Genomic DNA, 24,833 nt, shown 5'->3' with positions numbered 1-24,833 from the left:
GTGGGATTAACCTTGATTCGAATCGTAATTGCCGAAGATCAGCGGATGCTGCTTGGCGCGTTAGGTTCCATCCTTGATTTGGAAAGTGATCTGGAAGTTGTAGGAAAAGCGAGCAATGGGGAAGAAGCAATGAATCTCGTCAATCAATTAAAGCCGGATATCTGCATAACAGATATTGAAATGCCAGTTAAAACCGGGCTCGATGTAGCGGAGGAGATCAAGGATCAAGGCCACCGATGCAAGGTCATCATTTTAACCACCTTTGCACGTCCTGGGTATTTTGAAAGAGCCAGAAAGGCCGAGGTAGGCGGATATCTTCTGAAGGATAGCCCAAGTGACGAACTGGCGAACTCTATCCGTGTCATCATGGATGGTCGGCGCATTTATGCTCCTGAGCTGGTGGATATGGCTTTCGAAGAAGAAAACCCTTTGACTGAACGAGAGTGCCAAGTGCTCAAATTGATCGCGGATGGTAAGACCACAAAGGAAATCGCAAGCCAGCTTTATCTGACCAATGGAACGGTACGTAATTATATATCGGTCATCCTTGATAAATTGGATGTGAGCAACCGCGTTGAAGCGATTGTAAGATTCAAGGAAAAAGGCTGGTCAAAAGATTGATCAAAGGTAAATCCATGGCGGCTTCGCAAATCAAAAAAGCGCAGTGTCAGAATTGAATATGGTATATTAATTTTTATTACATACGGAGAGGATGACCATTATGCAAAAGGCTACATTTGCTGGAGGCTGTTTTTGGTGCATGGTGACACCATTTGAAGAACAACCGGGGATTGGGGGAATCGTATCCGGTTATACGGGAGGACATGTTGAAAACCCGACTTACGAGGAAGTGAAGACGGGAACTACGGGGCATTATGAAGTCGTGGAAATCACTTTCGATCCTCAGTTATTTCCTTATGAAAGATTGCTGGAGCTATATTGGCAGCAAATCGATCCAACCGACGATGGCGGTCAATTCCATGACAGAGGAAGCCAATATCGGACGGCCATCTTCTATCATGATGAAGCTCAAGAAAAACTGGCTCTTGAAGCGAAAGAAAAGGTAGCAGGCAGCGGGAAGTTCCAGAAACCAATCGTAACGGAAATCCTTCCGGCCCAAACCTTTTATCCTGCCGAGGAATACCATCAAGGCTATCATAAAAAAAACAAAGATGATTATAAAGCGGACCGTGCGAAATCGGGACGTGATGAATTCATTGACCAGCATTGGAACGGTGAATGAAATGGATCGGGTGTGCTTACACATCCGGTTCTTTTTTTGACCTTTTAAAGGTACAAAAATTTAAATCATTATTTCATCGGATTTTTATGCGCAGGGGTCAATTTCTCATGATATTTTCATATTTCTTCAGTACACTAAGGGGTAGGTGGTGATGATCATGAATAAGAGAATTTTAATAATAGAAGATGAAGAAAAAATAGCGAGGATTCTCCAGTTGGAACTTAATCATGAGGGTTATCAAACAGAATCGGCTTTTACCGGAAAGGCTGGTCTGGAAAGGGCAGAAGCCGAAGAGTGGGATTTAATCTTATTGGATGTGATGCTGCCCGAGTTGAATGGCATAGAAGTACTTAGGCGTTACCGGAAAAAGAATGGATCGACACCGGTCATCCTCCTAACCGCAAGGGATGCTGTGCCAGACAAGGTGAATGGCCTGGACCATGGTGCGAATGATTATGTAACGAAACCGTTTGAAATTGAAGAGCTGCTTGCACGGATCCGTGCTTGTTTTCGTACCAATGTACGGGAGAGCCAATCAGAAGTGGAAGTGGATGAACTAAAAATCCATGATCTGAAGTTGAACCTCGGTACAAGGGACATTCACAGGCAAGGCAATAGGATTGAGTTGACTTCCCGCGAGTTCGATTTGCTGGTTTATCTTTTGCAAAATAAAAATCAAGTACTTTCAAGGGAGCAAATCCTGACCCATGTATGGGGATATGACTTTGCAGGGGATACGAATGTGGTTGATGTGTATATCCGTTATTTGCGCAAAAAGATAGATTATCCCTTTGAGGTGCAGCTCATCCATACTTACCGCGGGGTAGGTTACAGCTTGAAGGAGCCAGTATGAAGATTCGGACGAAAATCCAATCGTATTCCAGTCTTTTTTTAAGTGTCATGCTTATCTTGTTGAGTATCATCGTTTTAATCGCCTTCCTTTGGATATCGTTAGAGAGGGAACGGGATCTGCTTGAAGATCAAGCTTCATTAATAGAAGAAAATATCCTGACGAAAGATTTGATTTCCGGTGATTCCGATTTAATGGAGCCATATATCCCGGACGATGGAATGGTGCGGATATTCGACACGGATGGAAGGCTGGTAAAATCATTTACGGATGAAGAGGACCTTAAGGGGCTTGCGGTTAAAGCCATTGACGAGAAAGGATATGATTTTGCCAAAGTTGACGGTGAATATGTATTGACCTACCGTTTTCCTTATCCTGATGAGGGGAAGAAGCTGGGGATGATCGAGGTCACACAGCCGCAGGATACCCTCCTTGATAATTTATCGACGCTTGCCCTCGTTTTGGGCGGTGCATCCTTTTTTGTCATTCTGTTATCGATTCTTGCCGGTAAGTGGCTGGCCAACCTGATCCTCAAACCGATATCGGTCATGAGCGGAACGATGAAGGATATTGAGAAAAGCGGGGAATTCAAACGGATACCGCTATCGGATCAATCAAAGGACGAGCTGCAGGTGATGGGGGCGGCATTCAACAGGATGATGGAAAGGCTGGAAAGGAATTATAACCAACAGCAGCAATTCCTTTCAGATGCTTCACATGAATTGAAAACACCGATTACGGTCATCGAAAGCTACTCCTCTCTATTGAAACGCTGGGGCATGAAGGATGAAGCGATTCAGGAAGAGGCAGTGGAGGCAATCCATCATGAAGCCATCCGGATGAAAAAACTGACGGAGCATCTTTTGCAGTCAGCTTCCCAAATGGAACCTTCAGAAGATGTGGAAGGGAAAATAGAACTCATTTCATTTTGTGAAGGGATTGCCCAAACATTCAGAAGGACGGGAAATCGTGAAATAACGATAGAGTCAGAGTTTAAGGAAATCTATGCAATGACCATTTCCAGTAAGCTTGAACAGGTGATTGTCATCCTATTGGACAATGCAATGAAATACAGTCAATCAAGTATACAAATCATGATAAAGCGGCAGGATAATGAAATTGTCATCGGTGTGAAAGATCACGGTGGAGGGATATCACCAGAACATCTCCCCCATGTATTTGACCGTTTTTATCGCGTTGATTCATCGAGGGCAAGGAAAACGGGAGGCAATGGACTCGGGCTTTCCATCGCCCGGACGCTTGTAGAGTCATTCGACGGTAAATTGGAGATTCAAAGTGAGGTGGGAGAGGGAACGTTGGTGACTCTTACTCTTTCTCATCAAATTCTAATCTAACGCTCATGTTCGTTTCATGAAGGGTGCTTATTATTAAGGTAACAACTTAAAGGAGGAATTCATTCATGAAAAAACAGTGGAGTACGATTAAAGAAGGCATCATTCAAAGGAAAAAGGTAATCATGACGGTGTCCATAGCTTCCGTATTGCTTTTCGGCGGTGCTGCTGGAACGGCAGTATATGCAGTCAATAAGGGGAACCTATCCGAGGATGAGGCTGTCAAAATGATTTCAGAAAAACTAGGCGGGGAAGTTACTCAATTTGAAAAGGATTGGGACCAGCCGATGACATATGAGATGACCGTTAAAACAAAAGAAGGCTATCAAGACGTTGATGTTGATGCTGAAAAGGGAGAGATTCTTTCTCAGGAGATGGAAGAGGATGACGATGAGGATATGAGCACACAACAAGCCGTGGAAACTGCAAAAGTCAGCAGTGATCAAGCTGAAAAGATTGCCTTGAAAGCGGTGGATGGTCAAGTAACGGATATGGAGCTTGATTCAGAGAATGGCACCCTTGTGTACGAGCTGGAAATAAAACAAGGACAAAAGGAATATGATGTTGTGGTGGATGCAACCACAGGTAAAGTATTGAAAAACCAATTGGATGATTAATCAGCAATATTTGATATATGAATGCTCTTGAACTGAATTGTATGAAAGGATTTGCCAAGTGGCAGATCCTTTTTTTAATTGCGATTATGAATCTCAAGCGAAATTAGGCGGAAGGAAGTAGAAACTTCCTTTCGATGAAGAGGCCTATGGGTGGGAGAACCAACATGTAGCTGATGATACTCTGAAAACATCTGCGGTTATAAAGGAATTAAAAAGAAGAAACGCGAATAGAGGCAATAAGAATTTATTCAATGGAGGATTGATTATGGGGAATTTGGAAGAGGCACTGTCATTAAGGAAAAGGAAAGAATTCGAAAAATCCAATCGATTATTGATGGGTCTGGCAAAGCAAAATCCCGGTGATGCAGTCATACAGTATCAGTGTGCCTGGAGTTTGGATATTCTCGGACTTGAGGTAAAGGCGGTGCCCTATTATGAAGCGGCACTCGAATTAGGTTTGCCGGAGGAGGATGCAAAAGGGGCCTACCTCGGGTTGGGCAGTACATATCGCACCATAGGGGAATATGAAAAATCAAGACGGACATTGGAATCCGGGCTGGCGAAGTTTCCTGGGGATAAGGCTTTATTGGTATTCAGGGCCATGGCATTTTATAATTTGGGCCAACATGATCTTGCGATGGAATCTCTATTGAAGATCATTGCCGAAACGTCGAGGGATCGAGAAATACAATCTTATGCTAAGGCCATAAAATTTTATAGTGATAAACTGGATAAAGTTTTCACATAATCGTGATCATCCCCAAACTATCCACAAAGCCTGTATAAACCAAGTCATCCTTACATCGCTGAAATGAATTAATCAACAATATGACGGGGGATTTCTGGCATTTGGCACTTTTACGGATAAATGAATGTGGATAACCCCGGATTGTGGATAACTTTTTGGTATTATCCACTACTTTTCCACAGGTCATCCACATATTCACCTTTAATATGATAATAAACACTCGCGATTAAGTCTTCAGGAACTTTTTATTGTAATGACTTAAGGCTAAAAGGGGATAAATATAGCGATAGCTATGATAATGGATATACAAGAAATCTGCCATTCCCTGGCCTGCAGGATAATCATTGGTCCAGCTTTCTTGTTGACCTGCACGGATGAGATAGTCAATTCCTTTTTCGATCTCGGCTGTCGGCTTTTCTGACGCCGATATCAACGCATCCACAGCCCAGGCTGTATGTGTCAGTGTGCTTGTTCCGAGGGGGATATATCGTTGCTTGATATCACTGTAACAGGATTCACCCCAGCCGCCATCTTCATTTTGGATTTTCTTCAACCAAGTTAGGGCTTTTTGGATGGATGGATGTCCAGTGGATTGCCCTGCTGCCTTCATGCCGGTCAGTGCAGACCAAGTGCCATATAGATAGCAGATGCCCCAGCGCCCATACCAGGAGCCATCACGCTTCTGGTCTTCCAATAGCCAATCCACCGCTCTTTTACTGACTTCTTCCGACTTTTTCATATTTGTATAGTTCCCCAGGAATTCCAGCGTCCTTCCTGTCAGATCAGCGGTAGAAGGGTCAGTCAGGAGATATTTCGAACCCTCAATAGGAAGAAGCTGCAGCCATTTATGGTCGTTATTCCGTTCGAAGGCTGGAAATCCGCCATCATCATTTTGCATGGATATCGTGAAGGAGACACCGCGCTGCCAGCTGTCCCGATTATCCGGTTTTGCTTGAAGTTGTTTAGCCAGCGCCCGCAGGGAGGCGGTCGTATCATCGACATCCGGATTCATGGTATTTAAATCCGAGAACCCCCAGCCGCCTGGAATCGCGTTAGGATTATGGATCAGCCAATCTCCATACATATAATGCTGGCGTGACAGTAAGTACTGATTAGCGGACATTACCGCTTTGTCTTTGGAAGGTATGCCCGCTTCTTGAAGGGCGTAGCTTATTAAGGAGGTATTCCAAACATGGGGCGTAGTGAACTGGATATGTGTATGTCCCTCAATGGAGCAGGCCATCCCCTTCAGACCGGCCATGGCCTTTAGAATCACTGGATCTCTTTTCGAATATCCAATGGAAAGGAGGGCAAAGATCATGAAAAAGGTAGAACCGAAATAATTGTACAGTGTCCCGTCTGGTTCCAGCCTGTCGAGCATGAACCTTTTCGTTGAATCCAATGCTAAGGAATGCAAATAATCCGGATAACCAATCAAGGTTTTAACGCCTGTTTGAAGTTTAGAGAAAAAGGAACGATATTCTTCGGTACGATACTCTTCCCACATACGCTCTTCGGATCGGTCCTCCCTTGTTTGAAATAAATCTTTTAGATTTGGAGTGTCAGGGGTCTTGATTTGAAACCTTTTATGGCCAAGCAATAGCAATGGAATCATGTTGACCCGCCCATATACGGAAAGATCATAAATGCTGACGAAAAAGGTCGGAGGCAGTAAGACCACTTCGAGAGGAATGGGGAATAGGCGAGGCCATTGATATTGTCCGGTGACGGTAAGCATCATTTTCGTTAACATTTTGGCCTGTTTGATGCCGCCCTTGGAAAGAATGAATTGTTTGGCTTTTCTCATATGGGGATGATTCTTATTGCGGAGTCCGCTAAAAAGAAGGCCATAGTAGGCCTCGATCGTAACCGTAACATTGCCGTCCTTCTCGTCTTGGAAAAGTTTCCATGAACCGTTTTCCGTTTGCCTGCTTTCGATTCTTTTTACTAAAGCCTCTATAAGAGGAGTGTCTTCCATATCTAAAATTTTCAATAATATGATCATATAGGCATCTGCCGTTATCCCGGTGTCGAAGGGATAATTCCACGAACCATCAGCGGATTGGTCTTGTTTCAAGCGATGAACAAGGCGGTTGATTTCCAATTGTACATGTTGGTTCAATGACTTTCCTCCTCTAAAAACACATTTTCCGTTAATATGTATATTCAAAACTTGTCGTTGCATTCAAGAAATCAAAGGAGGGGGGAAACTAAAAAACGCTTTGGCAATGAAAGCTGCCAAAGCGTCATTTAGATACTATGCATCATTTAACGGGTAAGGAAGATGGCTGCATATAGCGGTAAATCGGCAATTCTTTTCCCTTGTCAGCCGGGATGAAATTGAATGTCACATAGCTGTCCATGCCTTCAGGTTCGAGGGCAAGGGAGATGAAGTTGGCATCAGGCTGGGCCATGTCGAAAACATAGCTTCCTTTTGGGAAATCCCGGGTTTTTGAAGTAACCGTGGTCGTTACTTCCCTTGTGGAATGTCCGCTTTCCAGTTCAGCGGAAACTTTTAAATCCTTGACCCTATAGCTTTCAACAGCTACTTTCATAGGTTTTTTTAATTTTTTCACTTCCACTCCCAATATCTGAAGTTTCTGGGCGATATTTTTATATTCTGGTGGAAGGATATAAGCTGTCGGACGATCTCTGACAAGGGTAGGGGAGGCATCGGTAGAATCCAGCCAATCGATGGAGGCATCGACCATTTTGGCTTTCGCTAAATCGACTACTGTCAATTTTTGATCCTTAATCAATTTATTTTCGCTGGTGATGACAATTTTATCGTTATCATTTGCTTTTCGCCCTTTTCGCACGACTTCAGTTTCTGCCTGACTAACGGCTTTTTTAACCTTACTGGCCTGTTCGGCTGCCGTTTTGATGAATGCTGCCTGTGCTGTAGCTTGTGCAAAAACACGTCGTTTAAAATCCGTACGGCCGATATTGATCCCCCTTGTTTCAATTAAATAGGTCATTGTATTTTTCAAACCGAGGGCGTTTCGGCCAATCCGGGCTTCTGTGCTTCCTTCTGTGGCGGTAAGGACTCCATCATCAGAAGTGGCCAGTGTATAGTAATCGTGATAGGAAAGCTTTTCTTTTTCCAAAGTTTTAAAAACATTAGGCAAAAGCAGTTCATCGGAAGCTTTTCGAAGCTGTGCGGGAATATTTAAATTCTTGGCTGAGGAGATGAGTAAATCATAGGAAGCGATTGATCCATTTGCTCCCACCTTTTTCAGGGGGGCAGGATTCACTGTATATTCATGTACATCCAGAATGACTTCAGGTTCATAATCATCGATTGACTGATGAATCGTCTGCACTTCAGGATACTCCACTTTTAAGTAGTCCCTATTCGCATCCATGTCATTTGCGGTATATCGTTTGAAATAATAAGAGCCATCAGGATTGACTCGTGGAACGATGGCAACATTCACTTTATCGAGGACATCACCAAGCTTGCCTTCAGCCAGCCATTGTGCAAGGACTAATGTAGATTCACCTGAGGCGGGTTCATTGCCATGGATTTGACCTTGAATCCAAATCAATGGTTTATGGGAATTCTTAATCTGCCTTTTTGAATCCTTGCTGAAAAGAAGCATCGGGATGTCGCGTCCTTCTGTGGATTTACCTATCGTCTTGACCTGGATGTTTTTGTTTTTATGGGAGAGGGACCTGATGGAATCCAACAATTCTTCCTGGCTCGTAAAGGCGACCTTGTTCTGTTTAAAGGCAGGGGTCTTGAAAGAAACATTAGGGTCAGGGAAAAGGTGGGAGAGGTTATCTGGTTGAATGTAGCTTGGACCATTTCCATAATAAGGGGTGAATTCTTCCGCCTTGGCTATAGGGCCAGGCAATCCAGTGACAAGACCTAGTGTTACGACAGATACGATGGTAGGAATGATTTTTTTCATGGACGTCCTCCTGTCTATCTTTTTCCATAAATTATCATATTTCAAGCTGTTTATACAGTGAAAACGTTTGAAATAGTGAAAAACAGGAAGTAACGACTAGATTAATGATTCCATAGCACAATTCGCAATGCCTTTTAATAGATGTTCATCACCTGTATTCTGTATAATTACAGGTGGAAAGTAAAAATGACACGTTCAAGCAATTTGCTTGGCCCGTATCATTTCAATTGATCTTGTAACTTATTTAAAAGATCCTGTGAATCTTCGCCACTCATTATCTGGCCATTCACTTTCGCATAGGGGGTATTCTTACAAAGTTTACACTCACTTAAACATTCATATTCCTTATATTGAATCCTTGGATTCTCTAAGAACTTACCATAATCGGCAACAGTTTGTTCATTAAGGAAGCGGTCAAGATTATTTTGGCAAAATTCAATTTGGATTTTCGCCTTTTTTGAGAACACTTTGGATAACAAGTTTTTCATCATATCGCTTCTTTCATTGGAAGAGTAAATATTTGTTATTTTGATTTTATCATTTCCTGTAACGAAATGCATGATTGGTTCATCCAAATTCTTTACAATCTGACTATCCGGAGAATATCAAACTAATTCACTTGTATATATTGACACATATCTGAGAGATGATAGAATAAGAATGACTGATAATGATAATGAATCTCATTATCACGAATGGAAGAACCTTGTAACTATTGCAACTTCATGATCGCGATTTCATTAGTTGACTTTGCGATAGTCTGTATTCAAATATATTTAATTAAAAATATTATCGCTGTATTAGGTGAGATAGGAAGAGTAGGAAATGTAGATGAAGATAAGATATTTATTCATGGCGTTAATTGTTTTATCATTTACGTCATTATTCATTGGTGTAAAAGATATTACCCCCCTGGATTTATTGGATCTAAGTGATGATAAAGTGCAAATCATGCTGCAAAGCCGTTTCCCCAGAATGGTGACCATAGTCATTGCCGGTATCGTGATGAGTATAAGCGGTCTGATCATGCAGCAATTGAGCCGCAATAAATTTGTATCCCCGACGACTGCCGGTACCATGGACTCTGCAAGGCTGGGACTTCTTCTTGCCATTATAATTTTTCCATCGGCAGCACTTATTGAGAAAATGGCATTCGCTTTCATATTCGCTTTGGCAGGTACATTCTTGTTCATGAAAATTCTTGATCAAGTGAAATATAAGGATACGATTTTCATTCCATTGGTTGGTTTGATGTTTGGTAATATCGTCGGATCCATCTCGACTTTCTTTGCCTATAAATATGATTTGATTCAAAGCCTCAACACATGGATGAATGGGGATTTCTCGATGATCATGTCGGGAAGGTACGAACTTATATATCTAAGTATCCCTCTCGTCATTCTCGCATACTTCTTTGCCAATAAATTCACTGTTGCAGGGATGGGTGAGGAGTTTGCTATCAATCTAGGACTCAATTATAAGCTTATAGTCAATTTTGGGTTGATCATCGTGGCATTATCCTCCACTGTCGTTTTGTTAACGGTGGGAACGATTCCTTTCATAGGGTTGATCGTACCAAATATTGTATCCCTTTACCTTGGTGACAATTTGAAAAAGAGTCTTTCTCATACAGCATTGCTAGGGGCAGTTTTCCTATTGATCTGCGATATTCTGGGCAGGATCCTCATATATCCATTTGAAATCCCGATCGGACTCGTGGTTGGTGTGATAGGAAGCGCCGTATTTATCTATCTGATAATGAGGAGAAAGGCATATGAATAATAAAAGTAGAATCATTATATTGGCTGTTCTTGCAGCTGCTTTAACGGCAGGTTATATCTTTTGGGACCTTGGCCCGAATTGGGATTATGCTCTGCCGAGAAGGGTCATAAAAATCATCGCCATCATCGTGGTAGGCTGTGCAATAGCTTTTTCAACAGTGATTTTCCAAACGGTCACGAATAATAAAATCCTGACACCAAGCATTTTAGGGTTGGACTCCATGTATATGCTGATCCAAACGGGAGTCATTTTCATCTTCGGTTCAACGCATATCATGATCATGAATAAAAATCTCAATTTCCTGATTACACTTGCGGCCATGCTTATTTTTGCAAGCCTGCTGTTCAAGTTCATGTTCAAGAAAAACCGCAATATTTACTTCCTATTGCTGATCGGTATCATCTTCGGAACCTTATTCGGCAGCATGTCTTCATTCATGCAGGTATTGATTGATCCGAATGAATTTCAAATCATTCAAAATAAAATGTTCGCCAGCTTCAATAATGTCAACACGGACCTATTAACGTTAGCTATTATCCTCATGATAGCGGCAATGATATATTTCATGAGATTTTTGAAGTATTTAGATGTCATGTCCCTGGGGAGGGACCAAGCCATAAACTTGGGTGTGGATTATGATTTTGTCACGAAGCGGGTTTTAATCGTCGTTACGGTTTTAATCTCCATTTCGACTGCCCTGATCGGTCCAATCACGTTCCTCGGATTGCTTGTTGCAAATGTGGCTTATCAATTCATTAAGTCCTATCAGCATAAACATATCATCCCGGGTGCAATGCTGATCAGTGTGATTGCCTTGGTCGGCGGCCAATTCATCGTAGAGAGGATCTTTACGTTCTCAACCACATTGAGTGTCATCATCAATTTTGTCGGCGGCGTCTATTTCATCTATCTTCTATTAAAGGAGAATAAATCATGGTAGAAGTGAAAAATTTATTCAAAAAATATAATAATAAAACGGTTGTCGAGGATGTTTCCATTGAAATAAAGAAAGGGAAAATCACATCCTTCATCGGTCCCAATGGAGCGGGGAAAAGTACCGTCCTTTCGATGATCAGCCGTCTCATTACCCGGGATTCAGGAGAAGTCCTGATCGAGGGTAAGGATATGGGGAAATTCAATAGCAATGAACTTGCGAAGAAGATTGCCATCTTAAAACAGGCTAACCATATCAATATCCGTTTAACGATTCGTGAACTCGTCGCCTTTGGCCGTTTTCCTTATTCACAAGGCAAACTGACTAAAGAGGATTGGAGATACGTCGATGAAGCGATTGAATATATGGAACTCGCTGACATGCAGGATAAGTTTCTTGACCAGCTTAGCGGCGGGCAGCAACAGCGGGCCTTCATTGCCATGGTTATTGCTCAGAACACGGAGTATGTACTTCTTGATGAACCCCTGAACAATCTTGACATGAAGCATTCCGTCCAAATCATGAAGGTATTGAGGAGATTGGCCGATGAATTGGGGAAAACGGTCATTATCGTCATTCATGATATTAATTTTGCATCCTGTTATTCCGACTATATAGTCGCATTGAAGGATGGCAAGGTTGTTCATAATGGACCTACCGAACAAGTCATCAATTCCAATGTATTAAAGGAAATCTATGATATGGATATTGAAATCCAAAGCATCAATGACAATAAGATCTGTGTGTACTTCACTTAAGACAATTCCATTTGGTTTTAAATTACTTCAGTATTCGTAGCCGTCCCAGAATATCTCAAACGCACATTAGGCTGTTAAGAGTTGGCGGGCGCCCAGGACTTTAGCCGCCTCCTGTTCATATGGCAGGGAAAGTGATGAAGGTAAACTCTGTGAAGGTGAGGATTCAATATGTAATTTTAAATAAAAAAATACTTTTCGAGGTGACCATAATGATTAAGAAATTATCTTTACTGCTTTTGGTTGCAATGCTGGCTGTAGTGGCTGTGGCTTGTGGATCAGATAAGGAAAAAGAAGAATCAAGCGCGAAAAAAGAAAATGCTAAAAGCGAAGAAATTACAGTTAAGCACCAACTAGGCGAGACGAAAGTAAAAACAAACCCTGAAAAAGTCGTTGTATTCGATATGGGTACTCTTGATACTCTTGATAAATTGGGTGTGGAAGTAGCAGCTGTTCCTCATGATGGCCTTCCAGAATACCTTTCTAAATATGAAGGTACAACTGAAAATGCCGGTGGGTTAAAAGAGCCTGACTTCGAAAAAATCAACGAAATTGCTCCTGACTTAATCCTAATTTCTGGCCGTCAATCTGAAGCATATGAAGAATTAAGCAAAATTGCCCCTACTGTTTTTGTTGGTGTAGATACAACAAAGTATATGGAATCCTTTGAAGAAAACGTAACACTTTTAGGTAAAATCTTCGATAAAAAAGACGAAGCAGCTAAAGAATTGGCAAGTGTTGAAGAAAACATTAATGCTTTGAAGGAAAAAGCTCCAACTGACAAAACTGGTTTAATCGTTCTTTCTAGCGGCGGAAAAGTAAGTGCTTACGGACCGGATTCAAGATTTGGAATCATCCATGATGTATTCGGAGTACCTGCAGTAGATGATAAATTGGAAGTATCGACACACGGTCAAAGTATTTCTTTCGAATATATTGCTGAAAAGAATCCTGACTACCTATTCGTTGTAGATAGAGATGCTGTTGCCGGTGATGGTGCTGCAGCGAAAGAAACGATTGAAAATGACATCGTAAAAAATACAAAGGCATTTAAAGAAGGTAACATCATTTATCTAGACCCTAACTACTGGTACTTATCAGGCGGCGGTTTAGAATCTGTTAACGCTATGGTTAAAGAAGTTTCAGAAGGCGTTAAGTAATATAAATATGATTAAAGAAAATCCTGTCCTCAATCGAGGGCAGGATTTTTTTTTTTTTATAATAAAGCTCGATGAAACCAATATACTAACAAAGGGGACAAAAGAATTCACATATAAAGTTGAGAAACACAGGTAAGCTTATAAGGTCCCCCACGACCAAATTAAGGGGAAATGGGAAAAGGACAAGGTATATTCACACCAGTTGCTTTTTATAGCTTATATAGGCTGAAATCGAAGGAATGTGACCCTACAGCCGATATGAAAAAATTCAGTTTCTTCCTATTATAATGTCAAATCCATGGATACTTGAAGCTTTCCGTTTCCAAGAGGAGTTTTATAAATTGTAATTTAAGTTAATTTTGGTAAATCAAATCTTTTATGGATGATAAAAATTATCCTGAAAGTAAAAATATAAAACTAATATGATCAGGATTTTCAGGAAATATTTTTGAAAAAAGCTAATAAAGAAGCCGGAGGGAATGATGTCGATATTACACGAAATCCATTTGTTATTTTATGGGATTTTGGAGCGGCAGGATGCAATTATGAATGAGTCAAACTTTTGCACGCTTGGGTTTTGAATGGGGTAACAAAAGTGCGGAGGAGAGATGCCATCCATGTATTCGGCAATCCAGTTTAAACTGTCGAATTATCGGGAAAGGAATCCTCGGAATTACAGATATTTTTCAATAATTGAAGATTTATATCCTTACATATTTTGTAATGTACTGGTTTTTTTATAAAGAGTCGTTTATAATGGAAAAGGTTCAAGGACGTGAAACTAAAACAGTGACTGTCATCCGCAGTCACCCCAAAAAGTTACGGTAATATTTATTGGATTAAGACATGGAGTTCCTATATATTTGTTATAGGTGCGCTGAACATTCGAGACGGGCGAACCTCTGTATTTTTTCAAAGGCTTGTTCATAAGCTAAAGAAGTGTTCTGGATTTAGAGTTATGGATGTGACAAAAGGTGGTTTTCACAATCTTGACTATCCAAGTGAAAGAATGCTATTATAAGGTTTCCGTTTTTCCGTCTTTTGTAAGTTTGTAAAAATTTATATAAATAAACCACTAGATTAATAGAGGTGAAAGCATGAATAATTTTCTTAAAAAAAGCCGGCATTTATTTGCAGATAACATACTAGGCTTTTTCTTTATTGCGGTAGTCTTGTTTTGGATAAAAACTTATATTGGATATCGAATTGAATTTAACTTAGGTCTTGAGAATGGACTGCAACAGTTCTTGCTGTTCATAAACCCGATTAGTTCAGCCATATTATTCTTTGGCTTGGCACTATTGGCTAGAGGCAAAAAATCGTTTAAATGGATCATCAGGTTGAATCTATTGATGTCCCTATGGTTATTCTTCAATATTGTATACTACCGGTCATTTACCGATTTCATTACATTGCCAACCCTGACGCAAGTACAAAATGCCGGGGATTTAGGACCGAGTATTTTAGAATTATTTAAAGGTCATGATGTATTTTATTTCCTTGATACGGTTCTTTTGATCGTATTGTACAGATTCAAAGACTTTAAAGTGGAAGACTTCAAAGTCAAACGCCGTACAGTCGGAATGGTTTACCTAGCGGGACTTGCAATTTTCGCGATCAATTTAGGACTTGCTGAAAAGGATCGCCCGCAATTATTATCAAGAACATTCGACCGAAACTATATCGTCAAATATTTGGGCATGTTCAACTATACGGTTTATGATGCCGTTCAGAACACTAAAACATACGCTCAGCGTGCGACTGCTAACAGCACGGATATCGCAGAAGTCGTCAACTATACGAAAGCAACAAGCGCTGAACCGAACCCTGAGTATTTTGGTGCAGCCAAAGGTAAGAATGTCATCTACCTGCATTTGGAATCAATGCAGAATTTCCTGATTGATTATAAGTTGAATGGGGAAGAAGTAACTCCATTTTTGAACTCACTTGCAGCAGATAAGTCAGATTTCATGCACTTTGATAATTTCTTCCATCAAGTAGGCCAAGGTAAAACGGCGGATGCTGAATTCATGCTTGAAAATTCCCTGTTCGGTTTACCACAAGGGGCAGCATTCACAAACCGTTCCCAAAATACGTATCAAGCGGCACCAGCTATTTTAGGACAACAAGGATACACATCTGCTGTGTTCCATGGTAATTACAAATCTTTCTGGAACCGGGATAATATGTATAAGTCGCTTGGTTTTAACCAGTTCTTTGATGCTAACCATTATAATATGGAAAATAAAGAGGAAGTACTAAGTTATGGATTAATGGATAAGCCCTTCTTCAAGGAATCGATTCCAATGTTAGAAACGCTTAAACAACCTTTCTATACAAAATTCATAACGGTGTCTCATCATTTCCCATATTCGATGGACCAGGAAAAAGCAACAATCGGTAAGCATACGACAGGCGATGCTTCCGTTGATAGTTACTTCCAAACTGCACGCTATGCTGATGAGGCGCTTAAAGAGTTTTTCGATTATCTGAAGGAATCCGGTCTATATGATAATTCGGTAATCGTTATGTATGGTGATCACTATGGTATTTCCGAAAACCATAAAGAAGCCATGTCAAAAGTGCTTGGCAAGGATGTTGGCGCATTTGAGAATGCCCAATTGCAACGTGTACCTTTATTGATTCATGTTCCAGGTGTAGAAGGCGGGGAAATGCACCAATACGGAGGACAGATTGACCTTCTCCCGACTTTATTGCATTTGTTAGGAATTGAATCTAAAGATTATGTACAATTCGGTTCAGATTTATTGTCAAAAGATCATAATGAAGTAGTACCTTTCAGGAATGGTGATTTTGTAACACCTGATGTCACTTCCATTAAAGGGAAATACTACGATACTAAAACAGGAGAATTGGTCGAGGAAAATGATGATATCCTCAATTATAAAAAGAGAGCTGAAACGATGCTCAATTTATCCGACCAAGTAGTGAACGGCGACTTACTCCGTTTCTATACTCCAAATGGTTTTAAACCGATAGACCCTGCTGATTATGATTACACATATGATGAAGAGGCTTCTAAGGAAGATAAGACCGATAAATAAGGCTAATGAAAAAACAGGCAGAAAGCCATCGCTTCCTGCCTGTTTTTTATATGTGTCATTCTTTATTTGTCATCATGGCAATATACTTTCTAATTTCATCAGGCTTCCCTGCATATTTTTCAGCACGCTGTTCATCCTTCATGATTTTATCCTTCGCTTTATTCAGGATTTCTTCACCCTTGGCTTGTGGCACGACCACGACTCCATCCATGTCACCTATTATGATGTCACCTGGAAGTACGTTGACACCTCCACAGGAAATGGGGATATTTGTTTGGCCTACACCTGCCTTGCCGCTTGAGGCAACCGTCGTCCCTTTGCTGAAAACAGGGAAATTCAATTCTTTAATCGCTTCAAGATCGCGAATGACTCCATCGATAACGAGACCGCCAACTTCCATGGTCTGCATCATGCCGACGACAAAGTCTCCTGCTATAGCCCGGTATGTATCACCCTTGCTGTCAACGACAATTATATCCCCAGGCTTTGCTTCACCAATTGCTTTTAACACGGCTGAATTATCACCGACGGTCATCTGTACGGTCAAAGCTCGTCCGGCCAGACGAAACTCTTCCTTTAAGGGTTTAATCGCCGATTCCAGATTGCTCAACCCGTCCATTGCATCAGAAATCGCCGTGGTGGGCAAATTTCTGAACTGTTGAATAAGAGTATCCATGACTATGATTCCTCCTTAAGAGTTAATGAATATAGCCTAATTATACACAAATTCTGTAATTTTCTAATAACTTTCCGTTTGATAAAATGGCAAATGTAGTGTAAACAATTTATGAAGGGGGAGGGAAGTTCTTCTGTCGCAAGGGGGTTCAAGTCAAATTCCTTTTTAATCAACCGTTTGATTAAACTTTATAGATTATCGTTATGAAGGAATTGAAATCACTTAGCAGTAAGGGTGAAATCCAACGCGCCGGCCTGTTGCCTGCTTGGTCCCGTATGTACTTCTGAATGTTGCGCATACCCTCGGTGTTTTCCTGATGTGGGTGTCAGCGAAGAAATCCATAACTCAACCAGTGTGCGGGAGGCTACTTACAATCTTCAAAGCAGGAGCAGAATCAAGACGGATGTTGCCAGTGTAAGCCAAAGGGGACTGAAAATTTCTGGATGAATGATTAAAAAAATGATTCCTGCAATAGTGGCAGCCTGCTGTATGGTCATATGTCTGATAAAGTGGATTCCAGCTTTAAAACAGGCTTTAAGCAGAGGCATTTGATTCATTTTCATTCCTCCTTTTTCTTTCAATAATATGACCAGGCATAAAAGAAAATACATAGGGATTCGTTTTCTGCTCAATTATTACGGGTATAGTAAAGGTAAAATAAAAGGAGGAATCTAGGTGGTCATTGTATATATTAGTCTTGCCCTCTTTATCGGAGCGATTATCTATTTAGCGTTTTTTGCTTTTAAAACATTTAAGGATTCCAAACCCACAATTGAAAATGTGACTGAAACCGTTACACGCATCCAGGCCAAAACGGACCAGATTAAATCGGAGACGGACCAACTCGCCATGACACAGCAAGAAATCACTGAAGATGTCCAATATAAAAAAGAGGCCGTGCAATATACGGTTGAGGCGGCTAAAGAAATACCTGAACCCTTTAAAAATATTTGGTTTTCAATTAAAGGTGACAAGTGGAAGCTTAGAAACAGAAGCGATGCATAAGTGTTTGACCGATTTGAAATGTACATGATATAGTATGGAAATAATAAGTTTCTAGGGTTCCTCGGCTGAATTTTACCGGAATGGTCCAAGAGAAACGCGCAGAAACCTGCGTACACGGAGGGAAAAAAGCCCGGGAGGTTATGATTTATGACCTTTCGGGCTTTTTTTGTAATTGGAGGGAAAATAGATGGCATGGGTTCAATTGGTGATTGCAGGATTATTTGAAGTGGTATGGGCGACAAGTTTAAAGTATACCGAGGGTTTTACGAAATTATTACCTTCTATCATTACGATTGCTGGCATGGTTATTAGTTTTTACTTTTTGTCATCGGCTATAAAAACGCTGCCTATGGGGACAGCGTATGCAATTTGGACAGGAATAGGGGCTCTTGGAGCTGTTCTGGTAGGCATCATCGTATTTAACGAGCCTAAGGGTGCGATGCGTTTGGTATTCGTCGGTTTCATTTTGGTGGGAATAATCGGCTTGAAGGTCACTTCTTCTGAATAATCTATCCACTCCTCGCAAATAGTAATGTTAAATGATTTTTGAGGAGTGAAGAATATGAATTATAAAGCGATAGTATCAAGTGCGATGATGGCTTTAGTGATTACAGGTTGTGCGACTAATGATAACGAAGGAGCCAGTGAAAATCTTGGCCTGAATCGTTCCCATCAGGATAATTTAGATAATCCGATGAATGTAAGCGACACAAGGCAAAATGTTAATGATGAAAATAATGCTAATAATAATAATGGTATTAACGGTATGAGAGTCTCCGATGATATCTCAAATCGAGTTGAAGCCATGAAGGAAGTAAGTAATGCGAGTGTCATCGTGACTGAAAATAATGCTTATGTAGGGGCAGTATTAAAAGATGGCGGGGATAAGGATATCTCGAATGACCTTAAAGAAAGGGTTGCTGATACAGTAAGGGGAGCCGATCCATCAGTAGACCAAGTTTATGTGTCGGCAAACCCGGATTTTGTTCAAAGAATGGAAGGGTATGCGAATGATATCGAGAATGGAAAACCCGTTGCAGGATTTGCTGAAGAGTTCCGTGAACTTGTAACACGGATTTTTCCAAGTCAAAGGTAATTGGTTATTATTGAATTAAAGACTTATCCGGTGGATTCCGGATAGGTCTTTTCCTATTTTAAGGATATCGGTGGATCATGACTAACTTTAAATAGGGTGGTTACAATAATCGAATGAACTAAAAAACTTTTGAAAGGTAATGGGGGTGGGATGGTGAGGTTTTTTAAGGGCAGGGGGAAAATGGATGAAGCATCCTTTCAGGTTACTTCCAAGGATTTTCAGGAACTCCTTAAAAAATTTAAGGCATCTGATGATTTTCTTACCTTCCAATTCCCGAATGATGATGGCTATATCATCTCCTACTTCAATTCACTGGTTAGTGCACAACAGCTTCATGAACAAGTATTGGCAGTCATGTCGAATCAACCAAAGAAGGATCTTAAGCAACTAAAAGGCGATATTCCGATGGAAGATATGAAATTGACTGCTGATCTAAAAGACATTCAAAGGTTGGTTTTGGCAGGATCGATCATGATCCAATACAAGCAAGATGATGAAATATGTTTGCTCATTCCATGTGTTCACAGTGTGAAAAGGCAAATTTCCACACCCGAGTCGGAATATACCGTCGTTGGGTCCAAGGAGGCCTTTGTTGAATCGCTTGATTCTAATTTGAATCTGATTCGTAACCGGTTGCCCACTCCTGAATTGCAGTCCAAGGAATTTCGGGTCGGGAGCATCTCGCAAACAAGGATAGCGGTACTCTACATAGATGGGGTGGTAAATCAAAAGATCATTAAGACAGTCATGCAGAGAATTGAAGATATAGAATATGATACAATCGTCGATATTTCGTTTGTAAGCCAGATGATCACGGATAATCGGAATTCGATGTTTCCGCAATTGATTGACACGGAGCGGCCTGATCATCTGGCCAGTGTATTATCGGAAGGGAAAATAGGGATCATGCTGGATGGGTCTCCTCATGCATTGGTTGGTCCAAATACCATCATTTCATTCTTCTCATCATTTGAAGATTATTTTCAAATTTGGAATCTCGGTACTTCATTCCGTTTGATTCGGCTTTTCGCAGTGCTGTTTTCCGTTTTGTCTTCACCTCTGTATGTGGCCGTTTTAACCTATCATTATCAAGTGATTCCAACGGATTTGCTGCCAATCTTAATATCATCCAGGGGAGTGATCCCTTTTCCGCCGATCTTGGAAGCGATCGTGCTGGAAGGGACGATCGAATTGCTGAGGGAAGCGGCGGTCAGGCTGCCTGCTAAGGTTGGCTCTACCATCGGCATTGTTGGCGGTATAGTCATCGGTACAGCCGCTGTGGAAGCGGGATTTGTCAGTAATGTCTTGTTGATGCTTGTCGCTTTGGCTGCCTTGGCTTCATTTACGGTGCCGATTTATCAAATCAGCAATACGATTCGTCTTATCCGCTTCCCCTTTCTAATTGCAGCCCAGTTATACGGGCTGTTTGGAATAGCGTTATGCAGTGCCTTCATCTTAAGTCATTTATTGAAATTGACTTCGCTTGGCAGTCCATATTTAGACCCGCTTTACCCCTTAAGAATTCATGACTTTAAAGATAGTCTGATTCGCCTCCCTTTTTCAAAACAGAAAAAACGCCCGCAGTTTCTGCGGACGGAAAATCCAATAAGGATAAGGAAGGAGGCGGAAACGCGAAACTCCCATAATGATATCGATGAATAAGGTATAGAAAGCGGTGAGAAGGTATGGAAGTCAAACCAAATGAAACTAAACAAATATCTCCATTTTTTGTTTTTTTTCTGATGCCGGGCATGCAGATTGGAGTAGGGATATTGGGGTTTGAACGGATCATAGCGAAAGAGGCTGGCCAAGACGCATGGATATCGGTCCTCATATCAGGGTTGATCATAAATGTTCTGCTTTGGATGTGTTTCAAGCTTTTAGGCAGGGGGCCCCAAACAATTGACTTGGTCGCCATCCACAAGGATTTGTTTGGTAAATGGGTCGGAAATGCTTTCAATATTTTATTCATCCTCTACTTTATAATGATCTCCATCATTCTTATCAGGACTTATTTAGAAGTCATTCAGGTTTGGATGTTCCCTGGTGTCAATGTCCTGATGCTAACAACCATCATTCTTATGCTCGTGTATAGTTTTGTGGAGGGAGGTTTCAGGGTCATTACCGGTTTTTGCATAATCGGGCTTATTATCGGATCGCCATTATTCCTTTTGAATTATTTCCCATTGAAGTTTGCCCACTTTGAAAATTTGGGTCCTTTTCTTGATCATTCCTTTTTGGCAATCATGAAGGCCTGTAAGAAAATGACCCTGAATTACCTTGGCTTTGAATTGCTCCTCATTTATTATCCTTTCATTAAAAATCGTGAAAAATCTCAAAAGTGGGCCCACTTAGGGGCGTTGTTTACTATGTCGATTTATTTAGTATCGATTGTGGTTTCATTAGCCTACTATCATCAAGATCAGCTGAAAGATGTAATTTGGGCAACTTTGACGTTATGGAAAATCGTAGACCTTCCATTCATTGAAAGGTTCGAATACATAGGGATTTCCGTTTGGTTGTTCATGGTGCTGCCGAATGTTTGCATAGGGGTTTGGGCAGCAAGCAGGACAGCAAAAAGAGTATTTGGGTTAAGACAGAAAAAGATGTTGGTTTTCATTCTGATCATCATCTTAGTTTCCTGCATTTTTTTGGATAACCGCTATAGAATCGATAAATTTAACACGATCAGTTCGCAAATTGGTTTCTATATCGTTTATTTGTATCTTCCACTCCTATTCCTATGGCAGTCGATCGTCTATAAAGTCAGGGGGCATAAATTATGAAAATCAAACTACTCTTGATAATATTAGCAGGCTTTTTGATGACGGCGTGCGGCGTGGAAAAGCAAATATTAGAAGATATATTAATTGCTGAAGTCGTAGGTTATGATGATGCTGAAGAGAAAAGAATCAAAGGTACGGTCGTTGTCAGTGTTCCTCAGCCTGGGGAGGAAGCAGATCTGGGTAAAGAAGTATATGAAGCGAACTCCCATGATATAAAGGCGGCCCGCCAGCAAGAAAATGCAAAAACACCATACCCGATTGTCGGCGGGAGACTGTCAGTCATTCTATATGGTGAAGAATTGGCAAGTAAGGGGGTGAATGATTATGTCGATACATATAGGCGTGACCCAATGGTGGGAAGGGATTTGTATTTAGCGGTCGTTCATGGCAAAGCGGAGGATGTAGTTAAAATGGAGCCGAAGTTGATTAAAACTCCAGGAGTTCAAGTGAAAGAGCTGATCGAACAGAATATAAGGACTAATTTGCCTGATGTAGATCTTCACAGGTATTTATATGCGTATCATGGTAAAGGAATCGATCCGGTCATGCCTTTATTGGAAACAACAGGAGACCAAATACGGGTGAGAGGGATCGCCTTGTTTAAAAAGGATCGTTATATCGGTAAATATATCCCTTATGAAGACGGCTTTTTATATAAAGTCCTTAGTGAAAACTTTAAGCTGGGGAGTTATGAAATTAAATGGAAGGAAAATGACTTTACCGATATCAATAACGTGGAGTCACGTGTCCATTATCATATTTCGAATGCCAATCAAGACCCCAAGGTCAGGATTGGAGTGAAAATGAAAGCGAGTCTGCTAGAGGTCCAAGGCTATGACTTGGGCAAAGCGGTCGACCTGAATAGAATAGAGGCCAGGGCCGAGCGGATCATTGGTAAAAAATTAAATGAGATGGTAACCATGTTTCAGGAGAACAATATAGATCCGCTTGCACTCGGTGATCACGCTAAAAGTAAAACAAGAAATTTCGATCAAAAACATTGGGAGGAGGCATATCCCGATATTCCGATCGAGGTCGATCTGGATATTGAAATGATTCAAACGGGAATAGCTGAATAAAAGTAGAATATTCTGGAGTTTCCCCCTTTATAATAGGGTATTGGTGTAATGATTGTGCTAATGCGGCTAAAAAGGGGGAAAAGCATGGACAAAGCATGGTGGAAAGAGGCAGTTGTGTATCAAGTGTATCCAAGGAGTTTTATGGATAGTGATGGTGATGGGATAGGGGATATAAACGGGATATTGATGAAACTCGATTATTTACAAGAACTGGGTGTGAACGTGATATGGCTATCCCCAGTTTATCAATCTCCCAATGATGACAATGGGTACGATATCAGTGATTATAAATCAATCATGACTGAATTCGGGACAATGGCTGACTTCGATAGGTTGTTGAAGGCAGTTCATGAACGTGGAATGAAGATCATGATGGACCTGGTGGTCAACCATTCTTCAGACGAACATCCGTGGTTCGAGGAATCGCGATCCTCAAAAGATAATCCGAAACGTGATTATTATATTTGGAAACCTGGCAGGAATGGGAAGGAGCCAAATAATTGGGAGTCCATTTTTAAAGGTTCGGCATGGGAATATGATGAAGGAACCGATGAATATTATTTACATTTATTCAGCAGGAAACAACCGGATTTAAACTGGGAGAACCCTAAGCTCCGTGAAGAAATCTACAGTATCATGACATGGTGGCTGGATAAGGGTGTCGATGGCTTCCGGATGGATGTCATCAACTTCCTTTCAAAAGATCAAAGCTATTCGGATGGAGCCGTTCGCCATGAGAAGCAGTTTGGTGACGGAAGCCCATTTTTCCTGAATGGCCCGCGCATACATGAGTTTTTACAGGAAATCAATCAACGGGCGCTTTCTGGGTATGACGTGATTACGGTTGGGGAGATGCCAGGCGTCACACCGGAGGACGCACAATTGTTCACAGGTAAAGATCGTGGTGAGCTACATATGGTCTTTCAATTCGAACATATGGATTTGGGGAGAGGGCCTGAAGGAAAGTGGAGTAATGATAAGTGTAAGCTTACCGATTTAAAGCGAATTCTTTCCAAGTGGCAGACTGGTTTGGAGGGGGATGGCTGGAACAGTTTATACTGGAACAACCATGATCAGCCCCGGGTTGTCTCAAGGTTTGGTAATGATGGAAAGTATCATATTGAAAGCGCTAAGATGCTTGCTGCTTGTCTTCATATGCTTCAGGGTACACCTTATATATATCAAGGGGAAGAGCTGGGCATGACCAATGTTGCATTTGAAAGCATCGATGAATACCGGGATATCGAAACATTGAATTCATATGACGAACTAGTCAATTCTCATGGCTGGTCAAAAGAGCGGATGATGTCAGCCATTCACGCCCGCAGCCGAGATAATGCGAGAACACCGATTCAGTGGAATGACTCCCGGAACGCAGGATTCACGCAAGGGACTCCTTGGATTAAGGTTAATCCCAATTTCCCCGAGATTAATGCAGAAAAGGCCTACAATGATCACAATTCCATTTTTCATTTTTATAAAAAGCTTATCCAATTACGCAAGGAACATGATATCGTCGTTTATGGCCGTTTTGAACTGCTGTTCCCGGATGATGAACGAATATTTGCCTACACGAGATCGTTGGAAGAAGAAAAGCTGTTAGTGCTATGCAACTTTAAAGAAGAGCAGGCCTCCTATACTTTGCCTGAAGAGCTGCATGCATATTCTGCCACAAAGCTGATCGGCAATTATGATCAGGAGGAAGAAGGAATCTCCAGCAAACCCCTGCAACCATATGAATGCCGTGTTTATCAATTGAAATGAAAAAAGG

23 protein-coding genes and 1 riboswitch are annotated in these 24,833 nt (G+C 41.2%); of the genes, 18 read left to right on the top strand and 5 right to left on the bottom strand.

What is annotated here, in order from left to right; genetic code table 11:
• The first annotated feature begins 12 nt into the window (after nt 1-12).
• The 6 genes from ACYP5M_RS13920 to ACYP5M_RS13895 all read left to right on the top strand — a co-directional run bounded on the left by ACYP5M_RS13920 (nt 13) and on the right by ACYP5M_RS13895 (nt 4,810).
• Nucleotides 13-621: a response regulator gene (locus ACYP5M_RS13920; RefSeq protein ID WP_459735173.1), complete on the top strand. Its 609-nt coding sequence runs from the start codon at nt 13-15 to the stop codon at nt 619-621.
• A 100-nt stretch (nt 622-721) separates the two neighbouring features.
• Nucleotides 722-1,243 (top strand): peptide-methionine (S)-S-oxide reductase MsrA, encoded by a 522-nt coding sequence (msrA, locus tag ACYP5M_RS13915; protein WP_101223690.1) that lies wholly within the window; start codon nt 722-724, stop codon nt 1,241-1,243.
• A 157-nt stretch (nt 1,244-1,400) separates the two neighbouring features.
• A complete protein-coding gene (locus ACYP5M_RS13910; RefSeq protein ID WP_101223998.1) occupies nt 1,401-2,096 on the top strand; it encodes a response regulator transcription factor in 696 nt (231 codons plus the stop codon).
• On the top strand, nt 2,093-3,448 hold the full coding sequence (locus ACYP5M_RS13905; protein ID WP_452444665.1) for a sensor histidine kinase: 1,356 nt from the start codon (nt 2,093-2,095) through the stop codon (nt 3,446-3,448). The genes ACYP5M_RS13910 and ACYP5M_RS13905 overlap by 4 nt, the downstream gene beginning before the upstream one ends.
• 65 nt (nt 3,449-3,513) lie before the next feature.
• Nucleotides 3,514-4,062, top strand: a complete 549-nt coding sequence (locus ACYP5M_RS13900; protein ID WP_452444664.1) for a PepSY domain-containing protein — start codon at nt 3,514-3,516, stop codon at nt 4,060-4,062.
• 265 nt (nt 4,063-4,327) lie between these two features.
• Nucleotides 4,328-4,810 (top strand): tetratricopeptide repeat protein, encoded by a 483-nt coding sequence (locus ACYP5M_RS13895; protein WP_459735172.1) that lies wholly within the window; start codon nt 4,328-4,330, stop codon nt 4,808-4,810.
• A gap of 226 nt (nt 4,811-5,036) precedes the next feature.
• Here ACYP5M_RS13895 and shc read toward each other — a convergent pair whose 3' ends face one another.
• From shc to ACYP5M_RS13880, 3 genes are all read right to left on the bottom strand, one after another.
• Nucleotides 5,037-6,932, bottom strand: a complete 1,896-nt coding sequence (gene shc, locus ACYP5M_RS13890) for a squalene--hopene cyclase (RefSeq protein ID WP_260358727.1) — start codon at nt 6,930-6,932, stop codon at nt 5,037-5,039.
• A gap of 142 nt (nt 6,933-7,074) precedes the next feature.
• A complete protein-coding gene (locus ACYP5M_RS13885) occupies nt 7,075-8,724 on the bottom strand; it encodes a M14 family metallopeptidase (RefSeq protein ID WP_260358725.1) in 1,650 nt (549 codons plus the stop codon).
• A gap of 218 nt (nt 8,725-8,942) precedes the next feature.
• Complete coding sequence (locus tag ACYP5M_RS13880) at nt 8,943-9,284, bottom strand: DUF1450 domain-containing protein (RefSeq protein WP_157831059.1); 342 nt, start codon at nt 9,282-9,284, stop codon at nt 8,943-8,945.
• A gap of 271 nt (nt 9,285-9,555) precedes the next feature.
• Between ACYP5M_RS13880 and ACYP5M_RS13875 the strand changes: the two genes are divergently transcribed.
• The 5 genes from ACYP5M_RS13875 (at nt 9,556) to ACYP5M_RS13855 (ending at nt 16,420) form a co-directional block, all read left to right on the top strand.
• A complete protein-coding gene (locus ACYP5M_RS13875; RefSeq protein WP_452444661.1) occupies nt 9,556-10,506 on the top strand; it encodes an ABC transporter permease in 951 nt (316 codons plus the stop codon).
• Nucleotides 10,499-11,446 (top strand): iron chelate uptake ABC transporter family permease subunit, encoded by a 948-nt coding sequence (locus ACYP5M_RS13870; protein ID WP_101223683.1) that lies wholly within the window; start codon nt 10,499-10,501, stop codon nt 11,444-11,446. The genes ACYP5M_RS13875 and ACYP5M_RS13870 overlap by 8 nt, the downstream gene beginning before the upstream one ends.
• Nucleotides 11,440-12,198, top strand: coding sequence for an iron ABC transporter ATP-binding protein (locus ACYP5M_RS13865; protein WP_101223682.1), 759 nt, complete (start codon nt 11,440-11,442; stop codon nt 12,196-12,198). Before ACYP5M_RS13870 ends, ACYP5M_RS13865 begins: the two co-directional genes overlap by 7 nt.
• Before the next feature lie 212 nt (nt 12,199-12,410).
• A complete protein-coding gene (locus ACYP5M_RS13860; RefSeq protein ID WP_434169740.1) occupies nt 12,411-13,355 on the top strand; it encodes a siderophore ABC transporter substrate-binding protein in 945 nt (314 codons plus the stop codon).
• A 1,097-nt stretch (nt 13,356-14,452) separates the two neighbouring features.
• The gene (locus ACYP5M_RS13855) at nt 14,453-16,420 is read left to right on the top strand and encodes an LTA synthase family protein (RefSeq protein WP_101223681.1); all 1,968 of its coding nucleotides are present in this window, start codon (nt 14,453-14,455) and stop codon (nt 16,418-16,420) included.
• Nucleotides 16,421-16,475: 55 nt separating this feature from the next.
• Here the strand turns inward: ACYP5M_RS13855 and ACYP5M_RS13850 are convergent, their stop codons facing one another.
• A complete protein-coding gene (locus ACYP5M_RS13850) occupies nt 16,476-17,096 on the bottom strand; it encodes an RraA family protein (protein WP_459735170.1) in 621 nt (206 codons plus the stop codon).
• A gap of 377 nt (nt 17,097-17,473) precedes the next feature.
• Nucleotides 17,474-17,653, bottom strand: a complete 180-nt coding sequence (locus tag ACYP5M_RS13845; protein WP_101223679.1) for a hypothetical protein — start codon at nt 17,651-17,653, stop codon at nt 17,474-17,476.
• A gap of 118 nt (nt 17,654-17,771) precedes the next feature.
• Here ACYP5M_RS13845 and ACYP5M_RS13840 point away from each other — a divergent pair, with 118 nt between their 5' ends.
• The 7 genes from ACYP5M_RS13840 to ACYP5M_RS13810 all read left to right on the top strand — a co-directional run bounded on the left by ACYP5M_RS13840 (nt 17,772) and on the right by ACYP5M_RS13810 (nt 24,826).
• On the top strand, nt 17,772-18,101 hold the full coding sequence (locus ACYP5M_RS13840; RefSeq protein ID WP_101223678.1) for a DUF948 domain-containing protein: 330 nt from the start codon (nt 17,772-17,774) through the stop codon (nt 18,099-18,101).
• Nucleotides 18,102-18,141: 40 nt separating this feature from the next.
• Nucleotides 18,142-18,240: riboswitch (guanidine-I (ykkC/yxkD leader) on the top strand.
• A gap of 48 nt (nt 18,241-18,288) precedes the next feature.
• Entirely contained in the window at nt 18,289-18,609 is a 321-nt protein-coding gene (gene sugE / locus ACYP5M_RS13835; RefSeq protein WP_459735169.1) for a quaternary ammonium compound efflux SMR transporter SugE, read from the top strand.
• Between the two features lie 54 nt (nt 18,610-18,663).
• Nucleotides 18,664-19,197: a YhcN/YlaJ family sporulation lipoprotein gene (locus tag ACYP5M_RS13830; RefSeq protein WP_101223676.1), complete on the top strand. Its 534-nt coding sequence runs from the start codon at nt 18,664-18,666 to the stop codon at nt 19,195-19,197.
• 150 nt (nt 19,198-19,347) lie between these two features.
• Nucleotides 19,348-20,859, top strand: coding sequence for a spore germination protein (locus tag ACYP5M_RS13825; RefSeq protein ID WP_101223675.1), 1,512 nt, complete (start codon nt 19,348-19,350; stop codon nt 20,857-20,859).
• A gap of 23 nt (nt 20,860-20,882) precedes the next feature.
• Nucleotides 20,883-21,983, top strand: coding sequence for a GerAB/ArcD/ProY family transporter (locus ACYP5M_RS13820; RefSeq protein ID WP_459735168.1), 1,101 nt, complete (start codon nt 20,883-20,885; stop codon nt 21,981-21,983).
• Complete coding sequence (locus tag ACYP5M_RS13815; RefSeq protein ID WP_459735167.1) at nt 21,980-23,062, top strand: Ger(x)C family spore germination protein; 1,083 nt, start codon at nt 21,980-21,982, stop codon at nt 23,060-23,062. The genes ACYP5M_RS13820 and ACYP5M_RS13815 overlap by 4 nt, the downstream gene beginning before the upstream one ends.
• Nucleotides 23,063-23,146: 84 nt before the next feature.
• Nucleotides 23,147-24,826: a glycoside hydrolase family 13 protein gene (locus ACYP5M_RS13810; protein ID WP_459735166.1), complete on the top strand. Its 1,680-nt coding sequence runs from the start codon at nt 23,147-23,149 to the stop codon at nt 24,824-24,826.
• Nucleotides 24,827-24,833: the final 7 nt, after the last annotated feature.

Source organism: Peribacillus sp. N1 (assembly GCF_054600815.1).
Note: the sequence above shows the minus strand (reverse complement) of the source record. Positions and strands in the feature narration are given on the sequence as shown.

Coding starts and splice junctions, on each gene's coding strand:
- ACYP5M_RS13905 (WP_452444665.1), top strand. CDS start 2,093: ATGAAGATTCGGACGAAAATCCAATCGTATTCCAGTCTTTTTTTAAGT.
- ACYP5M_RS13850 (WP_459735170.1), bottom strand. CDS start 17,096: ATGGATACTCTTATTCAACAGTTCAGAAATTTGCCCACCACGGCGATT.
- ACYP5M_RS13830 (WP_101223676.1), top strand. CDS start 18,664: ATGAATTATAAAGCGATAGTATCAAGTGCGATGATGGCTTTAGTGATT.
- ACYP5M_RS13820 (WP_459735168.1), top strand. CDS start 20,883: ATGGAAGTCAAACCAAATGAAACTAAACAAATATCTCCATTTTTTGTT.
- ACYP5M_RS13815 (WP_459735167.1), top strand. CDS start 21,980: ATGAAAATCAAACTACTCTTGATAATATTAGCAGGCTTTTTGATGACG.
- ACYP5M_RS13870 (WP_101223683.1), top strand. CDS start 10,499: ATGAATAATAAAAGTAGAATCATTATATTGGCTGTTCTTGCAGCTGCT.
- ACYP5M_RS13810 (WP_459735166.1), top strand. CDS start 23,147: ATGGACAAAGCATGGTGGAAAGAGGCAGTTGTGTATCAAGTGTATCCA.
- ACYP5M_RS13900 (WP_452444664.1), top strand. CDS start 3,514: ATGAAAAAACAGTGGAGTACGATTAAAGAAGGCATCATTCAAAGGAAA.
- ACYP5M_RS13855 (WP_101223681.1), top strand. CDS start 14,453: ATGAATAATTTTCTTAAAAAAAGCCGGCATTTATTTGCAGATAACATA.
- ACYP5M_RS13845 (WP_101223679.1), bottom strand. CDS start 17,653: ATGAATCAAATGCCTCTGCTTAAAGCCTGTTTTAAAGCTGGAATCCAC.
- ACYP5M_RS13885 (WP_260358725.1), bottom strand. CDS start 8,724: ATGAAAAAAATCATTCCTACCATCGTATCTGTCGTAACACTAGGTCTT.
- sugE (WP_459735169.1), top strand. CDS start 18,289: ATGGCATGGGTTCAATTGGTGATTGCAGGATTATTTGAAGTGGTATGG.
- ACYP5M_RS13825 (WP_101223675.1), top strand. CDS start 19,348: ATGGTGAGGTTTTTTAAGGGCAGGGGGAAAATGGATGAAGCATCCTTT.
- ACYP5M_RS13865 (WP_101223682.1), top strand. CDS start 11,440: ATGGTAGAAGTGAAAAATTTATTCAAAAAATATAATAATAAAACGGTT.
- msrA (WP_101223690.1), top strand. CDS start 722: ATGCAAAAGGCTACATTTGCTGGAGGCTGTTTTTGGTGCATGGTGACA.
- ACYP5M_RS13875 (WP_452444661.1), top strand. CDS start 9,556: ATGAAGATAAGATATTTATTCATGGCGTTAATTGTTTTATCATTTACG.
- ACYP5M_RS13895 (WP_459735172.1), top strand. CDS start 4,328: ATGGGGAATTTGGAAGAGGCACTGTCATTAAGGAAAAGGAAAGAATTC.
- ACYP5M_RS13880 (WP_157831059.1), bottom strand. CDS start 9,284: ATGCATTTCGTTACAGGAAATGATAAAATCAAAATAACAAATATTTAC.
- ACYP5M_RS13910 (WP_101223998.1), top strand. CDS start 1,401: ATGAATAAGAGAATTTTAATAATAGAAGATGAAGAAAAAATAGCGAGG.